This window comes from Streptomyces sp. NPDC006261 (genome assembly GCF_040613515.1).
Taxonomy (GTDB): domain Bacteria; phylum Actinomycetota; class Actinomycetes; order Streptomycetales; family Streptomycetaceae; genus Streptomyces.
Genome location: NZ_JBEXSI010000024.1, coordinates 35,616 through 56,923, shown reverse-complemented (window position 1 = coordinate 56,923; position 21,308 = coordinate 35,616). Strand labels below are relative to the sequence as shown.

Annotated in this window: 17 protein-coding genes and 2 pseudogenes; 15 read left to right on the top strand and 4 right to left on the bottom strand. The window is 71.9% G+C overall.

Translation table 11 applies throughout. The features are described from left to right. Window positions 1–102 precede the first annotated feature (102 nt). From ilvC to ABZ154_RS17815, 5 genes are all read left to right on the top strand, one after another. A complete protein-coding gene (ilvC, locus tag ABZ154_RS17835) occupies window positions 103–1,104 on the top strand; it encodes a ketol-acid reductoisomerase (RefSeq protein WP_356833597.1) in 1,002 nt (333 codons plus the stop codon). A gap of 311 nt (window positions 1,105–1,415) precedes the next feature. Continuing rightward, entirely contained in the window at window positions 1,416–3,008 is a 1,593-nt protein-coding gene (gene serA / locus ABZ154_RS17830; protein WP_356833595.1) for a phosphoglycerate dehydrogenase, read from the top strand. 197 nt (window positions 3,009–3,205) lie between these two features. After that, complete coding sequence (locus tag ABZ154_RS17825) at window positions 3,206–5,716, top strand: Tox-REase-5 domain-containing protein (protein WP_356833593.1); 2,511 nt, start codon at window positions 3,206–3,208, stop codon at window positions 5,714–5,716. Window positions 5,717–5,777: 61 nt separating this feature from the next. Further along, complete coding sequence (locus ABZ154_RS17820; protein ID WP_356833591.1) at window positions 5,778–6,476, top strand: hypothetical protein; 699 nt, start codon at window positions 5,778–5,780, stop codon at window positions 6,474–6,476. 37 nt (window positions 6,477–6,513) lie between these two features. After that, entirely contained in the window at window positions 6,514–7,023 is a 510-nt protein-coding gene (locus ABZ154_RS17815; protein ID WP_356833589.1) for a hypothetical protein, read from the top strand. 128 nt (window positions 7,024–7,151) lie between these two features. Here the strand turns inward: ABZ154_RS17815 and ABZ154_RS17810 are convergent, their stop codons facing one another. Continuing rightward, a complete protein-coding gene (locus ABZ154_RS17810) occupies window positions 7,152–8,921 on the bottom strand; it encodes a SpoIIE family protein phosphatase (RefSeq protein ID WP_356833587.1) in 1,770 nt (589 codons plus the stop codon). Window positions 8,922–9,058: 137 nt separating this feature from the next. After that, entirely contained in the window at window positions 9,059–10,210 is a 1,152-nt protein-coding gene (locus ABZ154_RS17805) for a helix-turn-helix domain-containing protein (protein ID WP_356833585.1), read from the bottom strand. 212 nt (window positions 10,211–10,422) lie between these two features. On the opposite strand from ABZ154_RS17805, the gene ABZ154_RS17800 reads away from it, so the two are divergent. After that, window positions 10,423–11,349, top strand: a complete 927-nt coding sequence (locus ABZ154_RS17800; protein ID WP_356833583.1) for a proline dehydrogenase family protein — start codon at window positions 10,423–10,425, stop codon at window positions 11,347–11,349. A 55-nt stretch (window positions 11,350–11,404) separates the two neighbouring features. After that, a complete protein-coding gene (pruA, locus tag ABZ154_RS17795) occupies window positions 11,405–13,036 on the top strand; it encodes an L-glutamate gamma-semialdehyde dehydrogenase (protein WP_356833581.1) in 1,632 nt (543 codons plus the stop codon). A gap of 151 nt (window positions 13,037–13,187) precedes the next feature. Here pruA and ABZ154_RS17790 read toward each other — a convergent pair whose 3' ends face one another. After that, a complete protein-coding gene (locus ABZ154_RS17790) occupies window positions 13,188–13,898 on the bottom strand; it encodes a nitroreductase family protein (protein WP_356833579.1) in 711 nt (236 codons plus the stop codon). A gap of 203 nt (window positions 13,899–14,101) precedes the next feature. On the opposite strand from ABZ154_RS17790, the gene ABZ154_RS17785 reads away from it, so the two are divergent. Further along, on the top strand, window positions 14,102–15,175 hold the full coding sequence (locus ABZ154_RS17785; protein WP_356833577.1) for a S1 family peptidase: 1,074 nt from the start codon (window positions 14,102–14,104) through the stop codon (window positions 15,173–15,175). Window positions 15,176–15,303: 128 nt separating this feature from the next. Then, window positions 15,304–15,855, top strand: coding sequence for a GNAT family N-acetyltransferase (locus ABZ154_RS17780; RefSeq protein ID WP_356833575.1), 552 nt, complete (start codon window positions 15,304–15,306; stop codon window positions 15,853–15,855). Window positions 15,856–15,891: 36 nt separating this feature from the next. Here the strand turns inward: ABZ154_RS17780 and ABZ154_RS17775 are convergent. After that, window positions 15,892–16,038 (bottom strand): annotated as a pseudogene (locus ABZ154_RS17775) (NADP-dependent oxidoreductase); the annotation flags it as partial. A 141-nt stretch (window positions 16,039–16,179) separates the two neighbouring features. On the opposite strand from ABZ154_RS17775, the pseudogene ABZ154_RS17770 reads away from it, so the two are divergent. The 6 genes and pseudogenes from ABZ154_RS17770 to ABZ154_RS17745 all read left to right on the top strand — a co-directional run. Next, window positions 16,180–16,421: pseudogene (locus ABZ154_RS17770) on the top strand (LysR family transcriptional regulator); the annotation flags it as partial. 231 nt (window positions 16,422–16,652) lie between these two features. Next, window positions 16,653–16,781 carry a hypothetical protein gene (locus tag ABZ154_RS17765; protein ID WP_015611586.1) on the top strand — a complete coding sequence of 43 codons (129 nt, stop codon included), beginning with the start codon at window positions 16,653–16,655 and terminating at the stop codon, window positions 16,779–16,781. Between the two features lie 138 nt (window positions 16,782–16,919). After that, entirely contained in the window at window positions 16,920–17,963 is a 1,044-nt protein-coding gene (locus ABZ154_RS17760; protein WP_356833573.1) for a 3-isopropylmalate dehydrogenase, read from the top strand. A gap of 256 nt (window positions 17,964–18,219) precedes the next feature. After that, window positions 18,220–19,323: a branched-chain amino acid aminotransferase gene (locus tag ABZ154_RS17755; RefSeq protein ID WP_356833571.1), complete on the top strand. Its 1,104-nt coding sequence runs from the start codon at window positions 18,220–18,222 to the stop codon at window positions 19,321–19,323. Between the two features lie 164 nt (window positions 19,324–19,487). Then, complete coding sequence (locus tag ABZ154_RS17750; RefSeq protein ID WP_356833569.1) at window positions 19,488–20,519, top strand: agmatine deiminase family protein; 1,032 nt, start codon at window positions 19,488–19,490, stop codon at window positions 20,517–20,519. 30 nt (window positions 20,520–20,549) lie between these two features. After that, window positions 20,550–21,164 carry a TetR/AcrR family transcriptional regulator gene (locus ABZ154_RS17745; protein ID WP_356833567.1) on the top strand — a complete coding sequence of 205 codons (615 nt, stop codon included), beginning with the start codon at window positions 20,550–20,552 and terminating at the stop codon, window positions 21,162–21,164. Window positions 21,165–21,308: the final 144 nt, after the last annotated feature.

Here is a 21,308-nt window from a genome sequence, read left to right as displayed (position 1 = left end):
AGGGACGGCGCCCGCGCCGCTCGCATGGCGAGACCCGATCACGTACACGACGCCCCCGCCGTACGGTGGGACGTAACACCTGCACACCAAGGAGAAGACCCAGTGGCCGAGCTGTTCTACGACGACGATGCCGACCTGTCCATCATCCAGGGCCGCAAGGTCGCGGTTCTCGGATACGGCAGCCAGGGCCACGCCCACGCGCTGTCGCTCCGTGACTCCGGCGTCGACGTCCGCGTCGGTCTGCACGAGGGCTCGAAGTCCAAGGCCAAGGCCGAGGAGCAGGGCCTGCGCGTGGTGACCCCGGCCGAGGCCGCCGCCGAGGCCGACGTCATCATGATCCTCGTCCCGGACCCGATCCAGGCCCAGGTCTACGAGGAGTCCGTCAAGGACAACCTCAAGGACGGCGACGCGCTGTTCTTCGGCCACGGTCTGAACATCCGGTTCGGCTTCATCAAGCCGCCGGCGGGCGTGGACGTCTGCATGGTCGCCCCGAAGGGCCCCGGCCACCTGGTCCGCCGCCAGTACGAGGAGGGCCGCGGCGTCCCGTGCATCGTGGCCGTCGAGCAGGACGCCTCGGGCAAGGGCCTGGAGCTGGCCCTGTCGTACGCCAAGGGCATCGGCGGCACGCGGGCCGGCGTCATCAAGACCACCTTCACCGAGGAGACGGAGACCGACCTCTTCGGTGAGCAGGCCGTCCTCTGCGGTGGCACCGCCGCCCTGGTCAAGGCCGGTTTCGAAACGCTGACCGAGGCCGGTTACCAGCCCGAGATCGCGTACTTCGAGTGCCTGCACGAGCTGAAGCTCATCGTCGACCTCATGTATGAGGGCGGCCTGGAGAAGATGCGCTGGTCCATCTCGGAGACCGCCGAGTGGGGCGACTACGTCACCGGCCCGCGGATCATCACCGACGCCACCAAGGCCGAGATGAAGAAGGTCCTCACCGAGATCCAGGACGGCACCTTCGCCAACGCCTGGATGGCCGAGTACCACAACGGTCTGCCCAAGTACAACGAGTACAAGAAGGCCGACAGCGACCACCTGCTGGAGACCACCGGCCGTGAGCTGCGCAAGCTCATGAGCTGGGTGAACGACGAAGAGGCCTAGGCCTCGGGGGAGCGGGGCGGGTCCGATGGGCCCGCCCCGCTCCGTATCCCCCGCCTCACATCCCCGTGTCACTGCGGAAACCGGGTGCGAGCCGGTCGCGGAAGCGGTGGTTCCGTACGGGTGTACACCACGTCCACCCTCGTGCGGGTGATCCTTCCACCGGGGCGCAGTAGAGGGCCCCCCGCACCACTACACTTCTCAACACATACACGCGTCAGGGCCCACAGTGTCGTGCGTCTACCACGCGGCTAGCCCCTCCACCGCCTGCGGCCGTCGGGACGGCCGTCCGCACTGGACTTGTGAGGACTCACGTGAGCTCGAAACCTGTCGTACTCATCGCTGAAGAGCTGTCGCCCGCCACGGTCGACGCTCTGGGTCCGGATTTCGAGATCCGGCACTGCAACGGCGCCGACCGCGCCGAACTCCTCCCCGCGATCGCCGACGTCGACGCCATCCTGGTGCGTTCCGCCACGAAGGTCGACGCCGAGGCCATCGCCGCCGCGAAGAAGCTCCGGGTCGTCGCCCGGGCCGGCGTCGGTCTCGACAACGTCGACGTCTCCTCGGCCACCAAGGCCGGTGTGATGGTCGTCAACGCCCCGACCTCCAACATCGTCACCGCCGCCGAGCTGGCCTGCGGTCTGCTGGTCGCCACCGCGCGCAACATCCCGCAGGCCAACACCGCCCTCAAGAACGGCGAGTGGAAGCGCTCCAAGTACACCGGGGTGGAGCTCAGCGAGAAGGTCCTCGGCGTCGTCGGCCTCGGCCGCATCGGCGTCCTGGTCGCGCAGCGCATGTCGGCGTTCGGCATGAAGATCGTCGCGTACGACCCGTACGTCCAGCCGGCCCGCGCCGCGCAGATGGGCGTCAAGCTCCTCAGCCTGGACGAGCTGCTCGAGGTCGCCGACTTCATCACCGTGCACCTGCCCAAGACCCCCGAGACCCTCGGTCTCATCGGGGACGACGCGCTGCACAAGGTGAAGCCCTCGGTCCGCATCGTCAACGCCGCGCGCGGCGGGATCGTCGACGAGGAGGCGCTGTACTCCGCCCTCAAGGAGGGCCGCGTCGCCGGCGCCGGCCTGGACGTGTACGCGAAGGAGCCCTGCACGGACTCCCCGCTCTTCCAGTTCGACCAGGTCGTCTGCACCCCGCACCTCGGCGCCTCCACCGACGAGGCCCAGGAGAAGGCGGGCATCGCGGTCGCCAAGTCCGTCCGCCTGGCGCTCGCCGGTGAGCTGGTCCCGGACGCGGTCAACGTCCAGGGCGGCGTCATCGCCGAGGACGTACGCCCCGGTCTGCCGCTCGCCGAGAAGCTCGGCCGGATCTTCACCGCGCTCGCGGGCGAGGTCGCGGCCCGCCTCGACGTCGAGGTGTACGGCGAGATCACCCAGCACGACGTCAAGGTGCTGGAGCTCTCGGCGCTCAAGGGCGTCTTCGAGGACGTCGTCGACGAGACCGTCTCCTACGTCAACGCCCCGCTCTTCGCTCAGGAGCGCGGGGTCGAGGTCCGCCTCACCACCAGCTCCGAGTCGCCCGACCACCGCAACGTGGTCACCGTGCGCGGCACGCTCTCCAGCGGTGAGGAGGTCGCGGTCTCCGGCACGCTGGCGGGCCCGAAGCACCTCCAGAAGATCGTGGCCATCGGCGAGCACGACGTGGACCTGGCGCTCGCCGACCACATGGTCGTCCTGCGCTACCAGGACCGCCCCGGTGTGGTCGGCGCGGTCGGCAAGATCCTCGGCGAGGCCGGTCTGAACATCGCGGGCATGCAGGTCTCCCGGGCGGCGGAGGGCGGCGAGGCCCTGGTCGTCCTCACCGTCGACGAGACCGTCCCGCAGACGGTGCTGACCGAGATCGCCGACGAGATCGGTGCCTCCTCGGCCCGCTCGGTGAACCTCACCGACTGACGCACCCGTACGACGCCGTTGCGCACCCGGCTGCCGGGCGCCCCTTCACCGGGGGCGCCCGGCAGCCGTTTGCGTCCGACACCAAACCGCCCCTATGGGCCCCGGGTTGGGTCCTGGGGCCCACGACGGGTGAGAGGTTGCGACCCTAGGGTGACCGGTTGTCATGTCACTCATGGGCACCGGGGGTCGGATCACGCATGTCTGCTGTCGGTGGCATACCCGTAGCGGGAGGCCCGGCTCCGGCCGCCGCCCCCCGCCGTGACCTCCCGGGCCCGCTCGCCGTGGTGCGGGTGCTGCTCCTCGTCCTGGTCGGCGCGACGGCCCTCGGGGCGATCGGCCTCTCCGGCTCCGCGATCGCCGCCGACGCCATGGGCGCGCAGGTGCTCGGCATCCTGCTGTACGCCTCCGCCCCCGGGGTGTTCTGCGCACTGCTGGCCTGGCACCTGCGGACGGGCGGCAGACGCGTCCGGTGGGGGATCGTCGCCGTCCAGGCCTGGCTGATCATCGGCGGCCTCGGCAACCTGGCCGACGGTTCACCGGACGGACTCACGCAGCTGGTGCTGCCCGTCGTGATCCTGGTGCTGCTGAGCCGGGCGCAGAGCCGGGCGTGGTTCCTGCTGCCGCCCCGGGAGCGCGGGGAACCGCCGAAGTTCTCGCTCCCGTACATGATCACCTGGCGCCGGGACCGGGGGCAGTCCGCGCTGGAGTACCTGGGCCTGGTCCTGATCGTCGTCGCGCTGATCGCGGCCCTGACGGTGGGGGGCCTCGGCGGCCGGATCACGGAGGGGCTCCAGTCGGCGATCTGCTCGCTGACCGGCAGCTCGTGCCCCGTCTCGGGTGGCAGCGGCTCGGTGGAGGCGGGGGACACGTCGGGCGGGACGGGGGCCGACGGGGGCGGTGCGGACGGGGGTGGCGCGGACGGCGGTTCGCCCCCGGGCCCTGACGGGGGCGCCGACGGCGGTTCGTCCGGTGGTACGGATGCGGGCTCCACGGTCACGGGCGGTACGGGAGCCTCCGGCGGCGACGCGACAGGCGGTACGGGCGTGCCCGGTGGTACGGGCGGATCCGGCGGCGAGACCTCCGGCTCCACCGGCCCGTCCGGCACCACGGGCTCCACCGGCTCGTCCGACACCTCCGGCCCCGCTACAGCCGGCGGCACCGGAGGCCCCGACGACGATGGGCGCCCCGGCACCGGCGAGGACACCTTCCCCGAGGACAACGAGGAGCCCGAGGCCGACTACGACCTACCCGCCTCGGCGGAGGGGGACGGCGAGAACAGCGGAGGCGAGAAGGCCGGCGAACAGGAGGACTGCGGCGGCTGGGGCTTCTTCGGCTGCGCCTGGGACCGTACGACGCAGGTCTTCAAGGGCCTGGTGGTCGACGGCGTCTGGGGCGACATCTCCGGGATCATCGACCTGTTCAAGCCCGAGACGTGGGCCGGTCTCGCCGACTACGGCCGTCAGCTCGGTGACCAGTGGACGAAGGACTCCCAGGGCGCGGGCGACAAGTGGAGCGACGGCGACTACCCGGGCGCGATCTGGGACTGGGGCAAGGCCTCCGTCGGCACCGTGGTCACGGTCGGGGACGACGTCTTCGTCGGGGACGAGGTCCGCGAGCGCTGGAACAACGGGGAGAAGACCCGGGCCGTCACCGATGTGATCTGGAACGTCGGCTCGCTCTTCATCCCCGGCTACAACGTGGCCAAGGTGGTCGGCAAGGCCGGAAAGCTCGGCAAGGTCGGCAAGGTGGCCTCCGAGGTCGCGGACGCGGCGGGTGACGCGGGCGCTGCCGCGCGGCGGGCCCGCAAGGCGGCGGAGGCGGGCGACCTCGACGGCGTGCGCAAGGCGGCGAAGGAGGCGGACGAGGCGGCGGACAGCGCCGAGGACGCGGCCCGCCGGACGGGTTGTGCCATCGCCTCCGGGCCACCACCCCCGGTGCGGTACGGGGGCGGGGCCACCGGCGGCGTCCCCGGCGACCGTACGGGGGTGCTGGCGGGCGGCTCGCCGGGCCGGGTGGTCCTGGCCAACGGCGGGTGCGACGAGGCGGCCAAGGCCGCGGCGGCGGAAGCTCGTAAACAGGAACGCGCCGCTCACCTGGAGCAGAAGCGGCTGGAGGAGCCGGAGCGGGCGCGGAAGGCGGAGCTGGAGAAGAAGCAGCACCCCGAGCCGCAGCGCAACGACACCTCCGACCCGCGCAACTACGACCCGCCGTCCTGGGCGGACGACCTCAGGAGCCGCACGCTCGGCGACGCGGACGCGGGCGACGGCTACTGGGCGAGCCGGGACCGCAACCCCGCGCCCAACTGGAAGAACGAGTCCTGGCTCCGCTACCAGGAGCAGATCACGGGCACGAACCGGGGCCAGGAGTACGTCGTACCGCACCCCCGCGAGGGCAAGCCGGCCGTGGAGTACGACGGCTGGGACTCCTCCCGGCAGACGTACCTGGAGGCCAAGAACGGCTACGGCAGCTACCTCTCCAAGACCGACCCGGGCACGCTCACCCCGTCCGGCAAGGACAAGTTCGTGGCGGAGGCCCGCGCCCAGGTGGAGGCGGCCGGCGGCAAGCCGGTGGAGTGGCACTTCTCGGACCCGGAGGTCGCGAAGGCGGCCCGCAAGGCGTTCCGGGACGAGGGGCTGCCGATCAAGGTGGTCCCCACGCCGGTGAAACCGGGCGACAGCACCAGGAAGCCCGGAGCCTTCGACGAGTAGCCGAGTAGCCTGCACGCGTGGGGGACCCGGAGCGGTCCGGCGACGGAGGAGAGAGATCAGCATGCGACGTGTAGTGCGGGGCTTCTGGGGCCCGAGGCCCGAGTCCGCCGACGCTCTGGCCGACCGGTGGCAGCAGACCCTCGACGGGCTCGCCGGCCTGGTGCCGCAGGTGGCTGACGCCTGGAGCCAGGTCCACGGGAACGGACCCGCCACCGCCTTCAGCCCCGAGGGGAAGGCCCTGCTCGACGCGGTGCGCACCGCCCAGAGCGCCACCGACTGGTCGGACCTGACGGGCACCGGGCTGCGTCTGGTCGGCACGGGAACGCCCGGCTGGGAGGCGGAGGTCAGCGGACTGGCGGGCGGGCGGCCGGAGTTCCTGCTCCAGTCGCTCGCGATCGTCCTGCACGCCCCGGACGACGCCCCCGTCCCCGAGGAGGACCTCCTCACCCTCCTCGCCCGGGTGTGGGAGCCGGACTTCGGCGACGTGAGCGACGACGACGTGCTGGACGCGCTGGAGGACGAGGCCGGGTTCTCGGTCGGCGACCCGGTCGTGGGCCGGACCGGCTACCTCTCTCCGGCCCGCGCCGCCCTCGTACCGGAGGATCTGGAGGCGGTCCGCCAGGAACTCCCTGGCGGGGGCGAGCTGTTGAGCATTGCGGCCCCCGGCGACAGCGCGGCGGTGGTGCGCGCGTACGAGTGCCTGCGCGAGGCCGGGGCCCTGGTGCCGCTGCCCCGCCCGATGGACCGGGCGGTGCTGTGACCCGCACAGTCGCCCCCGCGTCTGCCCCGGCCGTTCTGTGACCTCCCGGGCGGGGGAGCCCTTCGAGCTCGTCCGGGCGGTCGCCGAGGCCGAGCAGCTCCTCGCCACCCCCGTACCGCCCGCCGGCCCCACCACCGCGCAGGGCGACCCGGCGACCGGCGAGTGGACCGCCACCGAGGGCGCGGGCTTCCGCATCGTGCCGCTCTGGGAGGGCGACCCGCTGACCGGCGTGTACGCCCCCGAGTGGAACGACGCCGAAGAGGCCGCCGATGCCCATCTGGCCGCCCTCGCAGAGGAATTGGACCGCCGCTGGGGCCCGCACCGCATGCTCCCTCTGCACGGGCCGCTGCGCGCGTGGCAGGCGGGCGCCCCCGTCGAGCCGCTGTTCCAGGCCCTGTTCGCCGAGGACCTGTACGGGGACCTGACCCTCTGGGACCCGGCCGCTCCGGACGGCCGCTGGGCCGCCCTGACCGTCGGTCACAGCGACGGCGACGCACCGCTGGTGCTGGCCGCCTTGGTCGGCGAACGGGCGGTGGCCCGGCAGTAGCCGGATTCCGCCCACGCCCGGCAGCCGTTGCGGTTGCCGGGGTTGCCGGGGTTTGCCGGGCAAGGGCAGGCCGATGACGAAGGCCGGAGGCCGGCCTGCTCGCTGCCAGTCACCTGCTGCCCCGGGAACTACTGGCGGGGCAGATCCTGCTCGGCCCAGACGACCTTGCCCTCGGGCGTCCGGCAGGAACCCCACCGGCGGCAGAGCATGTTGATCAGCTGGAGACCACGGCCGCCCTCGGCGCTGAGGGGGGCGTGCTGGATCTGGGGCAGGTCCGGCCCGATGTCCGCGACCTCGACGCACAGCCGGTCGTGGCGCAGCAGGCGGAGCCCGCTCGGTCCACCGCCGTAACGGAGGGCGTTGCCGACGAGTTCGCTCACGACCAGTTCGGTGACGTCCGCCAGTTCGGAGAGCGACCAGCGTTCCAGCTGGGCGCGGACCAGACGGCGCGCGGCTCCGGCGGCCGACCCGTCCGCCGGGAGGGGCCAGACGACCACTTCCGCGTCGGGTTGCGACAAGGTCTCCGCCATGAGCATGACGGCGTCGTCGAATCGCGCACCACCGCAGCTGTCGGTCCCGGTCCACGCCGCCTCGCAGCTGTCCGACAGAACGGTCCGCGGGCCCTCGACCGCCGCACGCAGGCGTTCCAGCAGAACATCGATGTCCTCGTGCCGGTTCTTGATCAGCCCGTCGGTGTACATCACGATGCGGCTGCCCTCCGGCATCCGGGCCGTCACCTGGTCGTAGGGGATGACTCCCGCACCCAGGGGTGCACCCGAGGGCACGTCCAGGAAGGCGGAACGACCGGCGGCGTCGATCATCAAGGGCGGCAGGTGACCCGCGCTGGCCAGCCGGTACGTCCGGTCGGCGTGGTCGTAGACGGCGCACAGGCAGGTGGCGACCTGGTCCTCCTCCAGGTCGCGGGCCGCGAGGTCGAGCCGGGCCAGTACGCGTGCCGGTGCGATGTCCAGCCCCAGGAGCGTACGGGCGACGGAGCGCAGCCGGCCCATGGTCGCCGCGGCCGCCAGGCCATGGCCCATCACGTCTCCCACGACGAGGGCACTGCGTCCGCTCGGCAGGGCGACCACGTCGAACCAGTCGCCGCCCACGCCACCGGGGTCGACGGCGGGCCGGTAGCTCGACACGACCTGGAGGCCCGGGGTGGAGGGAGCGGCCCGGGGGAGCAGGGCGCGTTGCAGCGTGACGACGGCTGTGCGCTCACGGCCGTACAGGCGGGCGTTGTCCACGAACACCGCGGCTTTCGTCGCCAGCTCGCACGCCAGGGCCACATCGGCCTGCGTGAACGGTGGCCTGTCGCCGGACCGGAGGAAGTCGACGAGTCCCAGAAGGACACCCCGTGAGACCAGGGGCAGCACCAGGTAACTGTGCACTCCCGCGCGACGCATGGTGCGGGCGGCGTGCGAGGTGGGTGCGATGTACTCGTACTGGTCCGGTGCGATCCTCCTCACCAGGATCGGTCGGCGCGTGGTCAGGCACTGATGGGCCAACTTGGAAGTATGGACGGTGGTCAGCTCCCCCACCGGATCCGGTTCGAGGTGCTGGAGCCGACTGATCTGTGCCACGGCCATGGCCCGGGTCCGAGGGGCCTGCGCCGACCCGCTCCGTTCCCCCTCGCCTCCGGTCAGGATGGATTCCAGCAGGTCGACCGCCGCTGCGTCGGCCAGTCTCGGCACGACGTAGTCCGCCAGTTCCTGGGCGGTACGGTCCAGGTCGAGCGTCGTACCGATGTGGTCGCCCGCCGCGCTGAGCCACTCCAGGCGGCGGGTGCCGCTCACCGCCGCGGCCGCGTCCACGGCGCGCCGGAGGAACCGCGGGACAGACAGGCCGTCGAGTACGGCACCGAGTGTGGTGCCCGCCCGGCCCGGACGGTGGTCCACGTGGTTCCCCCTTTTCCGTACGGATCTTCGGAGAGGCACTTCGATTGTGCCCTCACGGCGTCGGTCCGGCCTCCGGAAGCCCCCGGGGTAGGAGGCCGCGGACCGGCCCTGCAGCCGGGCCGCCACAGCCGCGCCCCCTACAGCCGTGCCCGCTTCACCGCCATGTGCAGCAGCAGCCGGTCCTCGCCGTCACCCAGGTCGAGGCCGGTGATCTGCTCGATCCGGGTGAGGCGGTAGTAGAGCGTCTGGCGGTGGATGCCCAGCTCGGCCGCCGTCCGGCTCGCCTGGCCCGCGCGGTCCAGGAACACCTCCGCCGTGTGCGCCAGCTCCTTGTGCAGCGGGGTCAGCAGCGAGGCGACCGCCGGGTCGGCCGGATCCGTTCCGGTGCCGGGGAGGGCGGTGAGCAGGCGGTAGGCGCCGATCGCCGACCAGCGGGCGACCGGGCCGAAGCGGCTCTCGGCGCGGGCCGCGCGGGCCGCCGCCGTGGCCTCGCGCCAGGAGGCCGGCAGTGCGTCCAGGCCCCGGCGGGGCGCCGCGATCCCTCCGGTGGCGCCCGGGCCCGCCCCCGTACGCAGACGCTCCGCGGCGCTGGTCGCCGGGTCCAGCCGGTCCGCCGAGCGCAGCCGGACGAGCGCGGCCAGCGACACGGGCCCGGCGCCCCCAGCTCCGGTGACCGTCGCCAGCGCGGCCGCCGAGGCGACCCCCCGTACCGACGGCGTGTCGTCGGCGCCCCAGGGTGTCACGCACACCACCGCGTGCAGCCCCTCCGCGTCCTGCCCCAGCGCCTCCCGCAGCGCCGCGACCGCCGTCTCGTGCTGCCGTCCGGGCCCGGCCGTCAGCACCGCGCCGAACTCCCGCGAGAGGTCCGCGCCCGCCCGCGCCTCGTGAAAGAGCAGCGCCCCGATCCGGGCGGCGACCTCCATCGCGGCGGCCAGCTGCTCGTCGGTCGGCCCGGGGTCGGTGTCGAGCAGCCAGACGTAACCGAGGACGACACCCCGATGGCGTACCGGAAGGCACACACGGTCCCGGAAGACCCCGGCCTCCGGGGCGGCGGGGATCCGGACCGGGCCGGCCGCCCGGGTGATGCCGAACCCCTCGAACCAGGCGCGGACGGCGGGGGTGGAGCGGCGGGTGAGGATCGAGCGGGTCCGGACCGGGTCCATCGCCGTGTCGTCGTCGCTGTCGTGGGCCCCGAAGGCGACCAGGCCGAAATCGCGGTTCTCCAGGGTGGCTGGGGCGCCGAGGAGGGCGGAGATCTCGTCGACCAGTTCCTGGTAATCGCCTGTCACACCGCCATTCTCGCACCCCTCCCCACGTCTCTTCATACAGATGTCTGAGACGGCGGCCACGGATGCGTGACAGGTGTCGATGGCACAGGGCGGGAGCGGTGCCTAGATTTCACAGTGGTTATCCGTGCCGTACCGGTCCGTTCATGCCCGTTCACCTACGTTCATGTATCCGCCGTTACGGCCCCTCGTCCGTACATTCGTGGAGGTACCCCGTGCTGGGTCCCGTGATTCTCGCCGCATCCCGCAGCGACAAGATGCGCCGGTTCGTCTCGGCCGCGCCCGGCACCAAGCAGGTCGTCGACCGCTTCATCGCCGGGGAGACCGTCGACCAGGTCGTGCCGATCGTCGAGGACGCCGCGGACAGGGGGCTGGAGGTCACGCTCGACGTCGTCGGCGAGGACATCACCACCCCCGCGCAGGCCGAGGCCGCCCGTGACGCCTACCTGGAGCTCATCGAGCGCCTGAAAGCCCTGGACCTGGGCCCGCGCGCCGAGATGTCCGTCAAGCTGTCGATGTTCGGCCAGGCGCTGGAGAACGGCCACGAGCTCGCCCTCGCCAACGTGCGCCCCGTCGTCGAGGCGGCGGCCGCCATCGGCACCACCGTCACTCTGGACGCCGAGGACCACACCACCCTCGACTCGATGTTCGCCATCCACGAGGAGCTGCGGAAGGACTTCCCGCAGACCGGCTGCGTCATCCAGTCCTACCTGTTCCGCACCGAGGACGACGCCCGCCGGCTGGCCGAGTCCGGCAGCCGCGTCCGTATCGTGAAGGGCGCCTACAAGGAGCCCGCCTCCGTCGCGTACCAGGACAAGGCCGAGATCGACAAGGCGTACGTCCGCATCACCAGGATCCTGATGGCGGGCGCGGGCTACCCGATGATCGGGTCCCACGATCCCCGTCTCATCGCCATCGCCCAGGAGCTGGGCCGCCAGGCCGGGCGCAAACTGGATGAGTACGAGTTCCAGATGCTGTACGGCATCCGCAGCGACGAGCACATCCGGCTAGCGGCCGAGGGCCACCGGATGCGCGTCTACACGGCGTACGGCACCGACTGGTACGGATATTTCATGCGCCGCCTCGCGGAGAAGCCGGCCAACCTGCTGTTCTTCGGCCGCTCGATCCTCACCAAGGGCTGAGACGGCCCCGGGCCGACCCACACCCCCCGTCGACACCAAAGGAGACAAGGCACTCATGGACGCCGTCACCCAGGTCCCCGCGCCGGTCAACGAGCCGGTTCACTCCTACGCCCCGGGCTCCCCGGAGCGCGCCCGTCTGGAGGTGAAGCTCAAGGAGCTCGCCGACAATCCGATCGACCTGCCGATGACCATCGGCGGCGAGAAGCGGATGGGCGGCGGCGAGCGGGTCAACGTCGTACAGCCGCACAACCACCAGGCCGTCATCGGCACCTTCGCCGGCGCCACCGAGCAGGACGCCCAGGACGCCGTCGACGCGGCCCTCGCCGCGGCTCCGGCCTGGCGCGCGATGGCCTTCGACGACCGCGCGGCGATCATCCTGCGCGCCGCCGAGCTGCTGTCGGGCCCCTGGCGCGAGACGCTGGCCGCCTCCACCATGCTCGGCCAGTCCAAGACCGCCCAGCAGGCCGAGATCGACACCCCCTGCGAGCTCATCGACTTCTGGCGCTTCAACGTGCACTACGCGCGCCAGATCCTCGCCGAGCAGCCCCCGGCCAACTCCCCGGGTGTCTGGAACCGCATGGACCACCGCCCGCTGGAGGGCTTCGTCTACGCGATCACGCCGTTCAACTTCACGGCCATCGCGGGCAACCTCCCCACCGCCCCCGCCCTCATGGGCAACGTCGTGGTGTGGAAGCCGTCCCCGACCCAGACCCACGCCGCCGTGCTGCTGATGCAGCTCCTGGAGGAGGCCGGTCTGCCCAAGGGCGTCATCAACCTGGTCACCGGTGACGGCAAGGCCGTCTCCGAGGTGGCGCTGAACCACCGCGACCTGGCCGGTATCCACTTCACCGGCTCGACCCCCACCTTCCAGCACCTGTGGAAGACGGTCGGCAACAACATCGCCAACTACCGCAGCTACCCGCGGCTCGTCGGCGAGACCGGCGGCAAGGACTTCGTCGTCGCGCACCCGAGCGCCGACCGCGCCGTGCTGAAGACCGCGCTGACCCGCGGCTCCTTCGAGTTCCAGGGCCAGAAGTGTTCCGCGTCCTCCCGTGCGTACGTCCCCGCCTCCATCTGGAACTCCGGTTTCAAGGAGGAGTTCGCGGCCGAGACCGACTCCATCGCGATGGGTGACGTCACCGACCTGACGAACTTCATCGGGGCCGTCATCGACGAGCGCTCGTTCGCCAAGAACAAGGCCGCGATCGACCGCGCGAAGTCCGACCCGGCGTGCGAGATCGTCGCCGGCGGCACCTACGACGACTCGGTGGGCTACTTCGTCCGCCCGACGGTCATCGTCTGCTCCGACCCCGAGAACGAGGTCTTCACGACCGAGTACTTCGGCCCGATCCTCGCGGTACACGTCTACGAGGACGAGAAGTACGACGCCATGCTGGAGCAGATGGAGTCGGTCTCCGACTACGCGCTGACCGGCTCGGTCATCGCGGGCGACCGTGCGGCCGCCGCGTACACGATGGACAAGCTCCGCTACGCCGCGGGCAACTTCTACATCAACGACAAGTCGACCGGCGCCGTCGTCGGTCAGCAGCCCTTCGGCGGCGGCCGGGCCTCCGGCACCTGCGACAAGGCCGGCGCCCCGCAGAACCTCCAGCGCTGGACGCTCACCCGGGCCATCAAGGAGACGCTGGTCGCGCCGACCGAGTACACCTACCCCCACCAGGGCTGACGCCCTCTCCCGGGGCGCCGCAGCGCGACGCCCCGGAGCCGCGGGGGCTCTTGGTCGCATGAGAGCCCATTCCCGAGCACCGCCCCCCGACCGGTCCCCCTGCCGGCCGGGGGGCGGTTTCCATGTACGTGCCTCTTCGTGAAGAGGCTCCTCATATCTCCACCAGCACCTGGTCCAGCGACTTGCGTACCAGGTGGGGGACCTCGCAGTCGTCGGCGGGATGGCCGACGGGGATCACGGCGAACGCCTTCTCGTTCTCCGGTCGGTTCAGCACCTCGCGGAGGAAGCGCATCGGACTCGGGGTGTGGACCAGGGCCGCGAGCCCGGACAGGTGCAGGGCGCTGAGCAGCATCCCCACCGCGATCCCGACCGACTCGTCGACGTAGTAGTGCTTGCGCTTGGTGCCGTCCTCGCCCAGCCAGTAGCGCTGCTGGAACACCACGATCAGGGCGGGCGCGTCCGTCATATGGGCCTTGACCGCGTCGGTGCCCAGCGGGCGCAGTGCGGCGAGCCATTCCTCGCCGAGCCGCCCGTCGTAGCTCAGCTTCTCCTCGTGCTCGGCGGCCTCCCGGATCCGGCGGCGTACCTCGGGGTCCTTGACCAGGACGAAGGTCCACGGCTGCTGGTGGGCGCCGGAGGGGGCGGTGGCCGCGCAGGCGATGGCGTCGCGCAGCACCTGCTCGGGGACCGGGTCGGGGGAGAAGGCGCGGACGGTCCTGCGCTCGTCCATGCGCTCCCGCAGCCGGGCGGCGCGCGCCAGGGACTCCTCGGGGGCGGTCCGCTGGGGGCGGTAGGGGGCGGGGCGGTACGGGTCGCCATGGGTGGGTGACCACTGCTGGGGTGCGGGTGTCGTGTCGGGCATGGGCGCAGTGTGCGCGGCGGAGGCGGCCGGGGGAAGCGGGGGTTCGGTCAGGGCGGGGGCCGGTCCCGGTCAGTGTCCGGTGACCGGGACCGGCTGTCCGCCGGCGTGCACCGCGGGGCAGGCGGTCTTGTGGTCCGGTAATGAACATGTCAAATTCCTACTCGGTACGTCCCCCCACGTCACCCGAGAAGGAGATTCCCCCCATGAGACGCCACTCCCGCGCGCCCCTGAGCCTCTCCCTGCTGCTCCTCGCCGGCGCCCTCGGCCTCGGCGCGACTCCCGCCACCGCGGCCGAGGTCCACATCGCCGCCGCTGCCCCCTCGGCGATCCCCTCCACCGCCGCGTACGCACTCGACGCCGCCGTCGAACGCCGGCTGGGCGCCGACACCGCCGGAACCTACCTGGACCGGGAGACCGGCGACCTGGTCGTCACCGTCACCACCGACCGGGCCGAGGAGCAGGCCCGCGCCGCCGGGGCCACCGTGCGCCGGGTGGCCCGCAGCGCCGCCCAGCTCGACGCCGCCATGGGGGCCCTGGAGGCCGAGGTGAAGATCACCGGCACCTCCTGGGGCGTCGACCCCCGCACCAACCAGGTCGCCGTCGAGGCCGACTCCTCGGTCTCCGCACGGGACATGGCCCGCCTCGAAGCCGTCGCCGAACGGCTCGGCGGAGCCGTGAGCATCAGCCGCGTACCCGGAGTCTTCCACCGCGAGGTGCTGGGCGGCGGAGCCATCCACGGTGGCGGCAGCCGCTGCTCGGCCGCCTTCAACGTCACCAAAGGCGGAGCCCGTTACTTCGTGACCGCCGGACACTGCACCAACATCTCCGCCAACTGGTCGGCCAGCTCCGGAGGTCCGGTCATCGGCGTCCGCGAGGGCACCAGCTTCCCGACCAACGACTACGGCATCGTCCGCTACACCGACGGCTCCTCGCCCGCCGGGACCGTCGACCTCTACAACGGCTCCACCCAGGACATCACCTCCGCCGCCAACGCCGTCGTCGGCCAGGCGATCCGCAAGAGCGGCTCCACCACCAAGGTGACCTCCGGCACGGTCACCGCCGTCAACGTCACCGTCAACTACGGTGACGGGCCCGTCTACGGCATGGTCCGCACCACCGCCTGCTCCTCCGGAGGCGACAGCGGCGGCGCCCACTTCGCCGGAACCGTGGCCCTCGGCATCCACTCCGGCAGCTCCGGCTGCTCCGGCACCGCGGGCTCGGCCATCCACCAGCCGGTGGTGGAGGCGCTGTCGGCGTACGGCGTCACGGTGTACTGAGCCGCGGCCACCGCCGTACCGCCTACGCGTCCTGCTCCCGTCCGGGGCACCCTGCCCGGGCAGGAGCAGGCACGGCCCGGATCGGCCCTGCGTGCCTGGTGGGAGCGGGTGCCTGGGAAACTGGGCGCATGACCGAGCTCCCCGCGGTGCACGCCGCCCACACCTATGAGCTGACCGCGGCTGTACGGGACGAGATCCGCACCCTGCTGGACACCGCCTTCGACGGCGGCTTCGGCGACGACGACTGGGAGCACTCCCTCGGCGGCGTCCACGCCCTGGTGCGCGACACCGGCGGACTCCTCATCGCCCACGGCTCGATCACTCAGCGCCGGGTGCTCCACGACGGCCGCTCGCTGCGCGCCGGATACGTCGAAGCCGTCGCCGTCCGCCCCGGCCGCCGCCGCCAGGGGCTCGGCCACCGGGTGATGGCCGCGCTGGAGCGGGTCGTCGACGGGGCGTACGACTTCGGCGCCCTGTCCGCCTCCGACGCGGGCGCCGCGCTCTACGCGGCCCGCGGCTGGCAGGTGTGGCCGGGGAGCCTCGCCGCCCTCGGCCCGCACGGGACCGTGGCGCTGCCGGAGGAGGAGGGCGGCACCTACGTCCGCGCGGCCGCCGGGCACGCCCTGCCCGCGGCCTGCCACCCGCTCGTCTTCGACTGGCGCGAGGGCGACCTGCTGTAGGGCGGGTGAGCAGCAGTCGACCGCAGGGCCTCGGTCGGCGACCCGGATCAGCATCTCGCCCCGCAGCATCCCGAGGAACCCGTCCACCGTCCGCTCCAACTCGTCCACCACCGTGACCTCGGGCACGACGGCTCCGCTCTGCGGATGCGGCACCAGGAAGTCCTCCAACTCCTGCTGCGCATCGCGGGCGGCGAGGTGGAGGGTGCGGGCGGTGTGCCGTGTCGTCAGGCCGGCGACGATGGTAGGGAGCGCGGCGGACGAGCGGGGGGTGCCCGCCTGTCCTGCTCCGTAGGTACCGGCGAGCGCCGGATCGGCGCGAGGGGCGACGGAGCGGCGCTCTCGGTGGTGTCCCGTGATCTCGCCATGGCGGTCATGCCCGGTCCGTCCCTGTACGGACACCCGACGGAATCGGGATCACTGCTCTCGGAGCGGGCCGTCCCACCCTGTCGATCGGCTTCCTCACCACCCCTGAGCAGGCGGGATCCATCGCCGTGCGGGCGATGATCCGGGAGCTGCGGGCGGAGCGCGGGGGAGTGGCCGTCTCAGATAGTAGGAAGTCCGAGTAACCGTAGAGACAGAGCGGCCCGACTGTCCTAGCTTTGTGGGAGCCGAACGAATCGCTCGATCGAGCGACTGTGGCGGTTGCGGGCGCACGCCCCGAAGCAGGTCACCCCCTGCGGCGTACGCTCCCCGCTCCTTCCGGCACCTCGAAATCCGATCCCGGCCCGGCCTCGGCGCCGCACCGCGATGTGCGGCCTGCCCCCGGCATCCATGCGATCTCAAGGAGTCGATCCATCATGGCCAACACCACCACCCGCCGCGTCCGTCACTCCTCCCGCCAGGCCGAGGCCGAGCGCAAGAACGCCGCCGCCGCCCTGCAGCGCGCCCTCGACCGCCGGGACAACGGCGGCTCGACCGGTCACTGAGCCGCAGAGGCCCGCCCGCGCGCACCGCTCGCCGCTCGCCCCCACCCCGAACAGCCCGCACGCCCCGAACACGCTTGTGCTCGTCCGCATGGTGGACGTCGGATGTCATGGGGTGGGACGCACCGTTAGGCTTCCCGCATGTCTCGCAGCATCGATCTCGCAGTGATCCCCGGTGACGGAATCGGCCAGGAAGTCGTGGCCCAGGGCCTCAAAGTCCTCAACGCTGTCCTCCCGCAGGATGTGAAGCTGGAGACCAAGGAGTACGACCTCGGCGCCCAGCGCTGGCACCGCACCGGCGACACCCTCCCGGACGCGGAGCTGGAGGCGCTCAAGAGTCACGACGCGATTCTCCTCGGCGCGATCGGCGACCCGTCCGTGCCGTCGGGCGTCCTGGAGCGCGGGCTGCTGCTGAAGCTGCGTTTCGCCTTCGACCACTTCATCAACCTGCGCCCCTCCAAGCTCTTCCCGAACACCGCGACCCCGCTCGCCGGCCGCCCCGACATCGACTTCGTGGTCGTCCGTGAGGGCACCGAGGGCCCGTACACGGGCAACGGCGGCTCGCTGCGCACCGGTACCCCCGCCGAGGTCGCCACCGAGGTCAGCGTCAACACGGCGTACGGCGTCGAGCGCGTGGTCCGGGACGCCTTCGAGCGAGCGGCGGCCCGCCCGCGCAAGAAGCTGACGCTGGTCCACAAGAACAACGTGCTCGTCTACGCCGGCCACCTGTGGAAGAACACCTTCGACCGGGTCGCCGCCGAATACCCACAGGTCAGCACCGATTACCTGCACGTCGACGCCGCGACGATCTTCTTCGTCACCCAGCCGGAGCGCTTCGACGTCATCGTCACCGACAACCTCTTCGGTGACATCCTCACCGACCTCGCCGCCGCCGTCACCGGCGGTATCGGCCTGGCCGCCTCCGGCAACATCAACCCGACGGGCGCGTTCCCGTCGATGTTCGAGCCGGTCCACGGCTCCGCCCCCGACATCGCGGGGCAGGGCAAGGCCGACCCGACCGCCACGGTCCTCTCCGTCGCCCTCCTGCTGCGCCACCTCGGCTACGAGGCCGAGGCCGTACGCATCGAGGACGCCGTCTCCGCCGACCTCGCGGAGCGCGACGGAGCTGCCGCGCGTACGACCGACGAGATCGGTGACGCGCTCGCGGTACGCGTAGCGAGCTGACCCGACGACTCCACTTCGAAGCCGCCGGGTCGCATCAGCGCCCGGCGGCTTCACCTGTGCGGCCCCCGGGTGCCACCATCGACCCCTGGACCGCATTCCCGCCATTTCGTGCACGGCCTCCCGCAAGTGATAATCGAACGCGGGGCCGCAGCTCGCGGTGAAGCTCGGACGTCCTGGGACCTGACCGGAAAGCGTCGGTCCGAGACGCGAGTGGGCGCGGTCCATCACACACAAGACCGGTGAAGGACACGCACTCATGACGACGCCCACGATCGAGCTCAAGCCCTCCTCGAACCCGCTGTCCGACGCGGAGCGCGAGGCGATCCTGGCCAACCCCGGATTCGGCCGGCACTTCACCGATCACATGGTGACGATCCGCTGGACCGAGGGCCGCGGCTGGCACGACGCCGAGCTGGTCCCCTACGGCCCGCTGTCGATGGACCCGGCCAACATGACCCTGCACTACGCGCAGGAGATCTTCGAAGGGCTCAAGGCCTACCGCCAGCCCGACGGCTCGGTCGCCTCGTTCCGCCCCGACGCCAACGCCCGCCGCTTCCAGCGCTCGGCCGCGCGCCTGGCCATGCCGGAGCTGCCCGTCGAGACGTTCATCGAGGCGTGTGACGCGCTGGTCCGGCAGGACAAGGCATGGGTCCCGGCCCATGGGGGCGAGGAGTCCCTCTACCTGCGTCCGTTCATGATCGCCACCGAGGTCGGCCTCGGCGTGAAGCCGGCCAACGAGTACCTCTTCCTGGTCATCGCCTCGCCCGCCGGCGCCTACTTCCCCGGCGGCGTGAAGCCCGTCTCCATCTGGCTCTCCGAGAACCGCGTCCGCGCCGTCCCGGGCGGCGTGGGCGACGCCAAGACCGGCGGCAACTACGCGGCGTCCCTGCTGGCCCAGGCCGAGGCCGCCGCGCACGGCTGCGCCCAGGTCGCCTACCTCGACGCCGTCGAGCACAAGTGGGTCGAGGAGCTCGGCGGTATGAACCTGTACTTCGTGTACGAGCAGGAGGACGGCTCCAAGGAGATCATCACGCCCTCCCTCACCGGCTCCCTCCTCGCCGGCGTCACCCGTGACTCCCTCCTCAAGGTCGCCCGCGACCTCGGTTACGGCTCCGAGGAGGGCCGCGTCTCCATCGACCAGTGGCGCGACGACTCCGCGAAGGGCACTCTCACGGAGGTCTTCGCCTGCGGTACCGCCGCCGTCATCACCCCCGTCGGCATCGTGAAGTCCGCGGGTGGCGACTGGACCCAGGGTGACGGCACGCCCGGCGAGGTCACGATGAAGCTGCGCGATCGCCTGCTGGACATCCAGCGCGGCATCGCCGAGGACACCCACGGCTGGATGCACCCGCTCGGCTAGGGGCTCCTCCGGCCAGGACCAGGCCGCACCCGGCGCCCAGCCGGTGCGGCCTTTTTCCTGCCAGGTGAATAGAGCAGCACTCAAATAGGTTCGAACGAAACTTCCGTACACACAGATTCGCTGGTTAGAGTGGCACTCTAAAGCCGTCACGACCAGGAGCCCCCATGCCCGCCGCCCCCGCCCCCTTCCGCATGCCCCCCGAGTGGGCTCCCCACGAGCGCACCTGGATGGCCTGGCCCGGGCCCAACCCCACCTTCGCCTCCGCCGCCGAGCTGGAGGAGGCGCGCCGTGCCTGGGCCGCCGTCGCCCGGGCCGTACGCCGGTTCGAGCCGGTCACGATGGTCGTCGGGCCGGGGCAGGAGGAGGGGGCCGCCGCCCTGCTCGGCCCCGAGGCGGAGCTGGTCGTCCGGCCGCTGGACGACGCCTGGATGCGGGACATCGGGCCCACCTTCGTCACCGACGGCCGTACGCTCGCCGCCGTCGACTGGACCTTCAACGGCTGGGGCGCCCAGGGCTGGGCCCGCTGGGAGAGCGACCAGCACATCGCCCGGGCCGTCGCCGAGCTGACCGGCACCCCCGCGCACAGCTCCCCGCTCGTCAACGAGGGCGGCGCCATCCACGTCGACGGCGAGGGCACCGTCCTGCTCACCGAGACCGTCCAGCTCGGCGAGGAGCGCAACCCCGGCTGGAGCAGGGAACAGGTCGAGGCGGAGATCCACGCCCGCCTCGGCACCCGCAAGGCGATCTGGCTGCCCCGTGGGCTGACCGGTGACTACGGGACGTACGGCACGCTCGGCCATGTCGACATCGTGGCCGCCTTCGTCCGCCCGGGCACCGTCGTCGCCCACGTCCAGCCGGACCCGGCCCACCCCGACCACGAGGTCTCCCGGGAACTGCTGGCCGTGCTGCGGGCCGCCACGGATGCCGAGGGGCGCCCGCTGGAGGTGATCGAGGTGCCCGCGCCCACCGTGCTACGCGACGAGGAGGGCGAGTGGGTCGACTACTCCTACATCAACCACTACCTCTGCAACGGGGCCGTGATCCTCTGCGCCTTCGACGACCCGCGCGACGAGGAGGCGGCCGCGATCTTCCGAGACCTCTTCCCGGACCGTACGGTGACCCTCGTCGACGCCCGTACGATCTTCGCCGGCGGTGGAGGCATCCACTGCATCACCCAGCAGCAGCCGAAGATCTGACACCCAGCAGCCGAAGGCCCGAGCCGACCCATGACCCCCGCCCCCCGCCGCACCCACCACGCCGCCCCGCCCCGTGAGGACGTCCTCGCCGCAGCCATGGCCACCATCGCCGCACGTGGGCTCGACGGGCTGACCATGGCGGGGCTCGGGCGCGAGGTGGGGATGAGCAGCGGGCACCTGCTCTACTACTTCCGCACCAAGGACGAACTGCTGCTCCGCACCCTGGAGTGGAGCGAGGGCCGTCTCGGGGCCGAGCGCCGCGCCCTCCTCGCCGAACGGGGGACCGCCCGCGAGCGGCTGGACGCGTACATCGGTCTCTACCTTCCCGCCGGGCACCGAGACCCCCACTGGACGCTCTGGCTGGAGGTCTGGGGCCGCTCGCAGAACGCGGACGACGACGCCAGGGCCCGGCAGGCGGCCATCGAGGGGGCCTGGCACCGGGACCTGGTGGCGCTGCTCGCCGAGGGGGTCTCGCGTGGGGAGTTCCGGACGGTGGACGCCGACCGGTTCGCGACCCGGCTGCGGGCGCTGCTGGACGGGTTCAGCGTGCATGTGACGGTGGGGATCCCGGGGACGGGCCGGGAACAGGTGGTGGCCCAGGCGGCGGAGTTCCTGGACGAGGCACTGGCGCCTACGGCTGACTGAGGGATGCGACCAGCGTCACGACCGCATCCTGAGACACCGCAGTCACAAGGGCGTCACTGTGCGAGACTTCTGCCGTGTCCTCGTTCGTCATGATTATTGGCAGCAGGCGCGCCGGTCCGCAGTGACCGTCCCGTACCACCACGT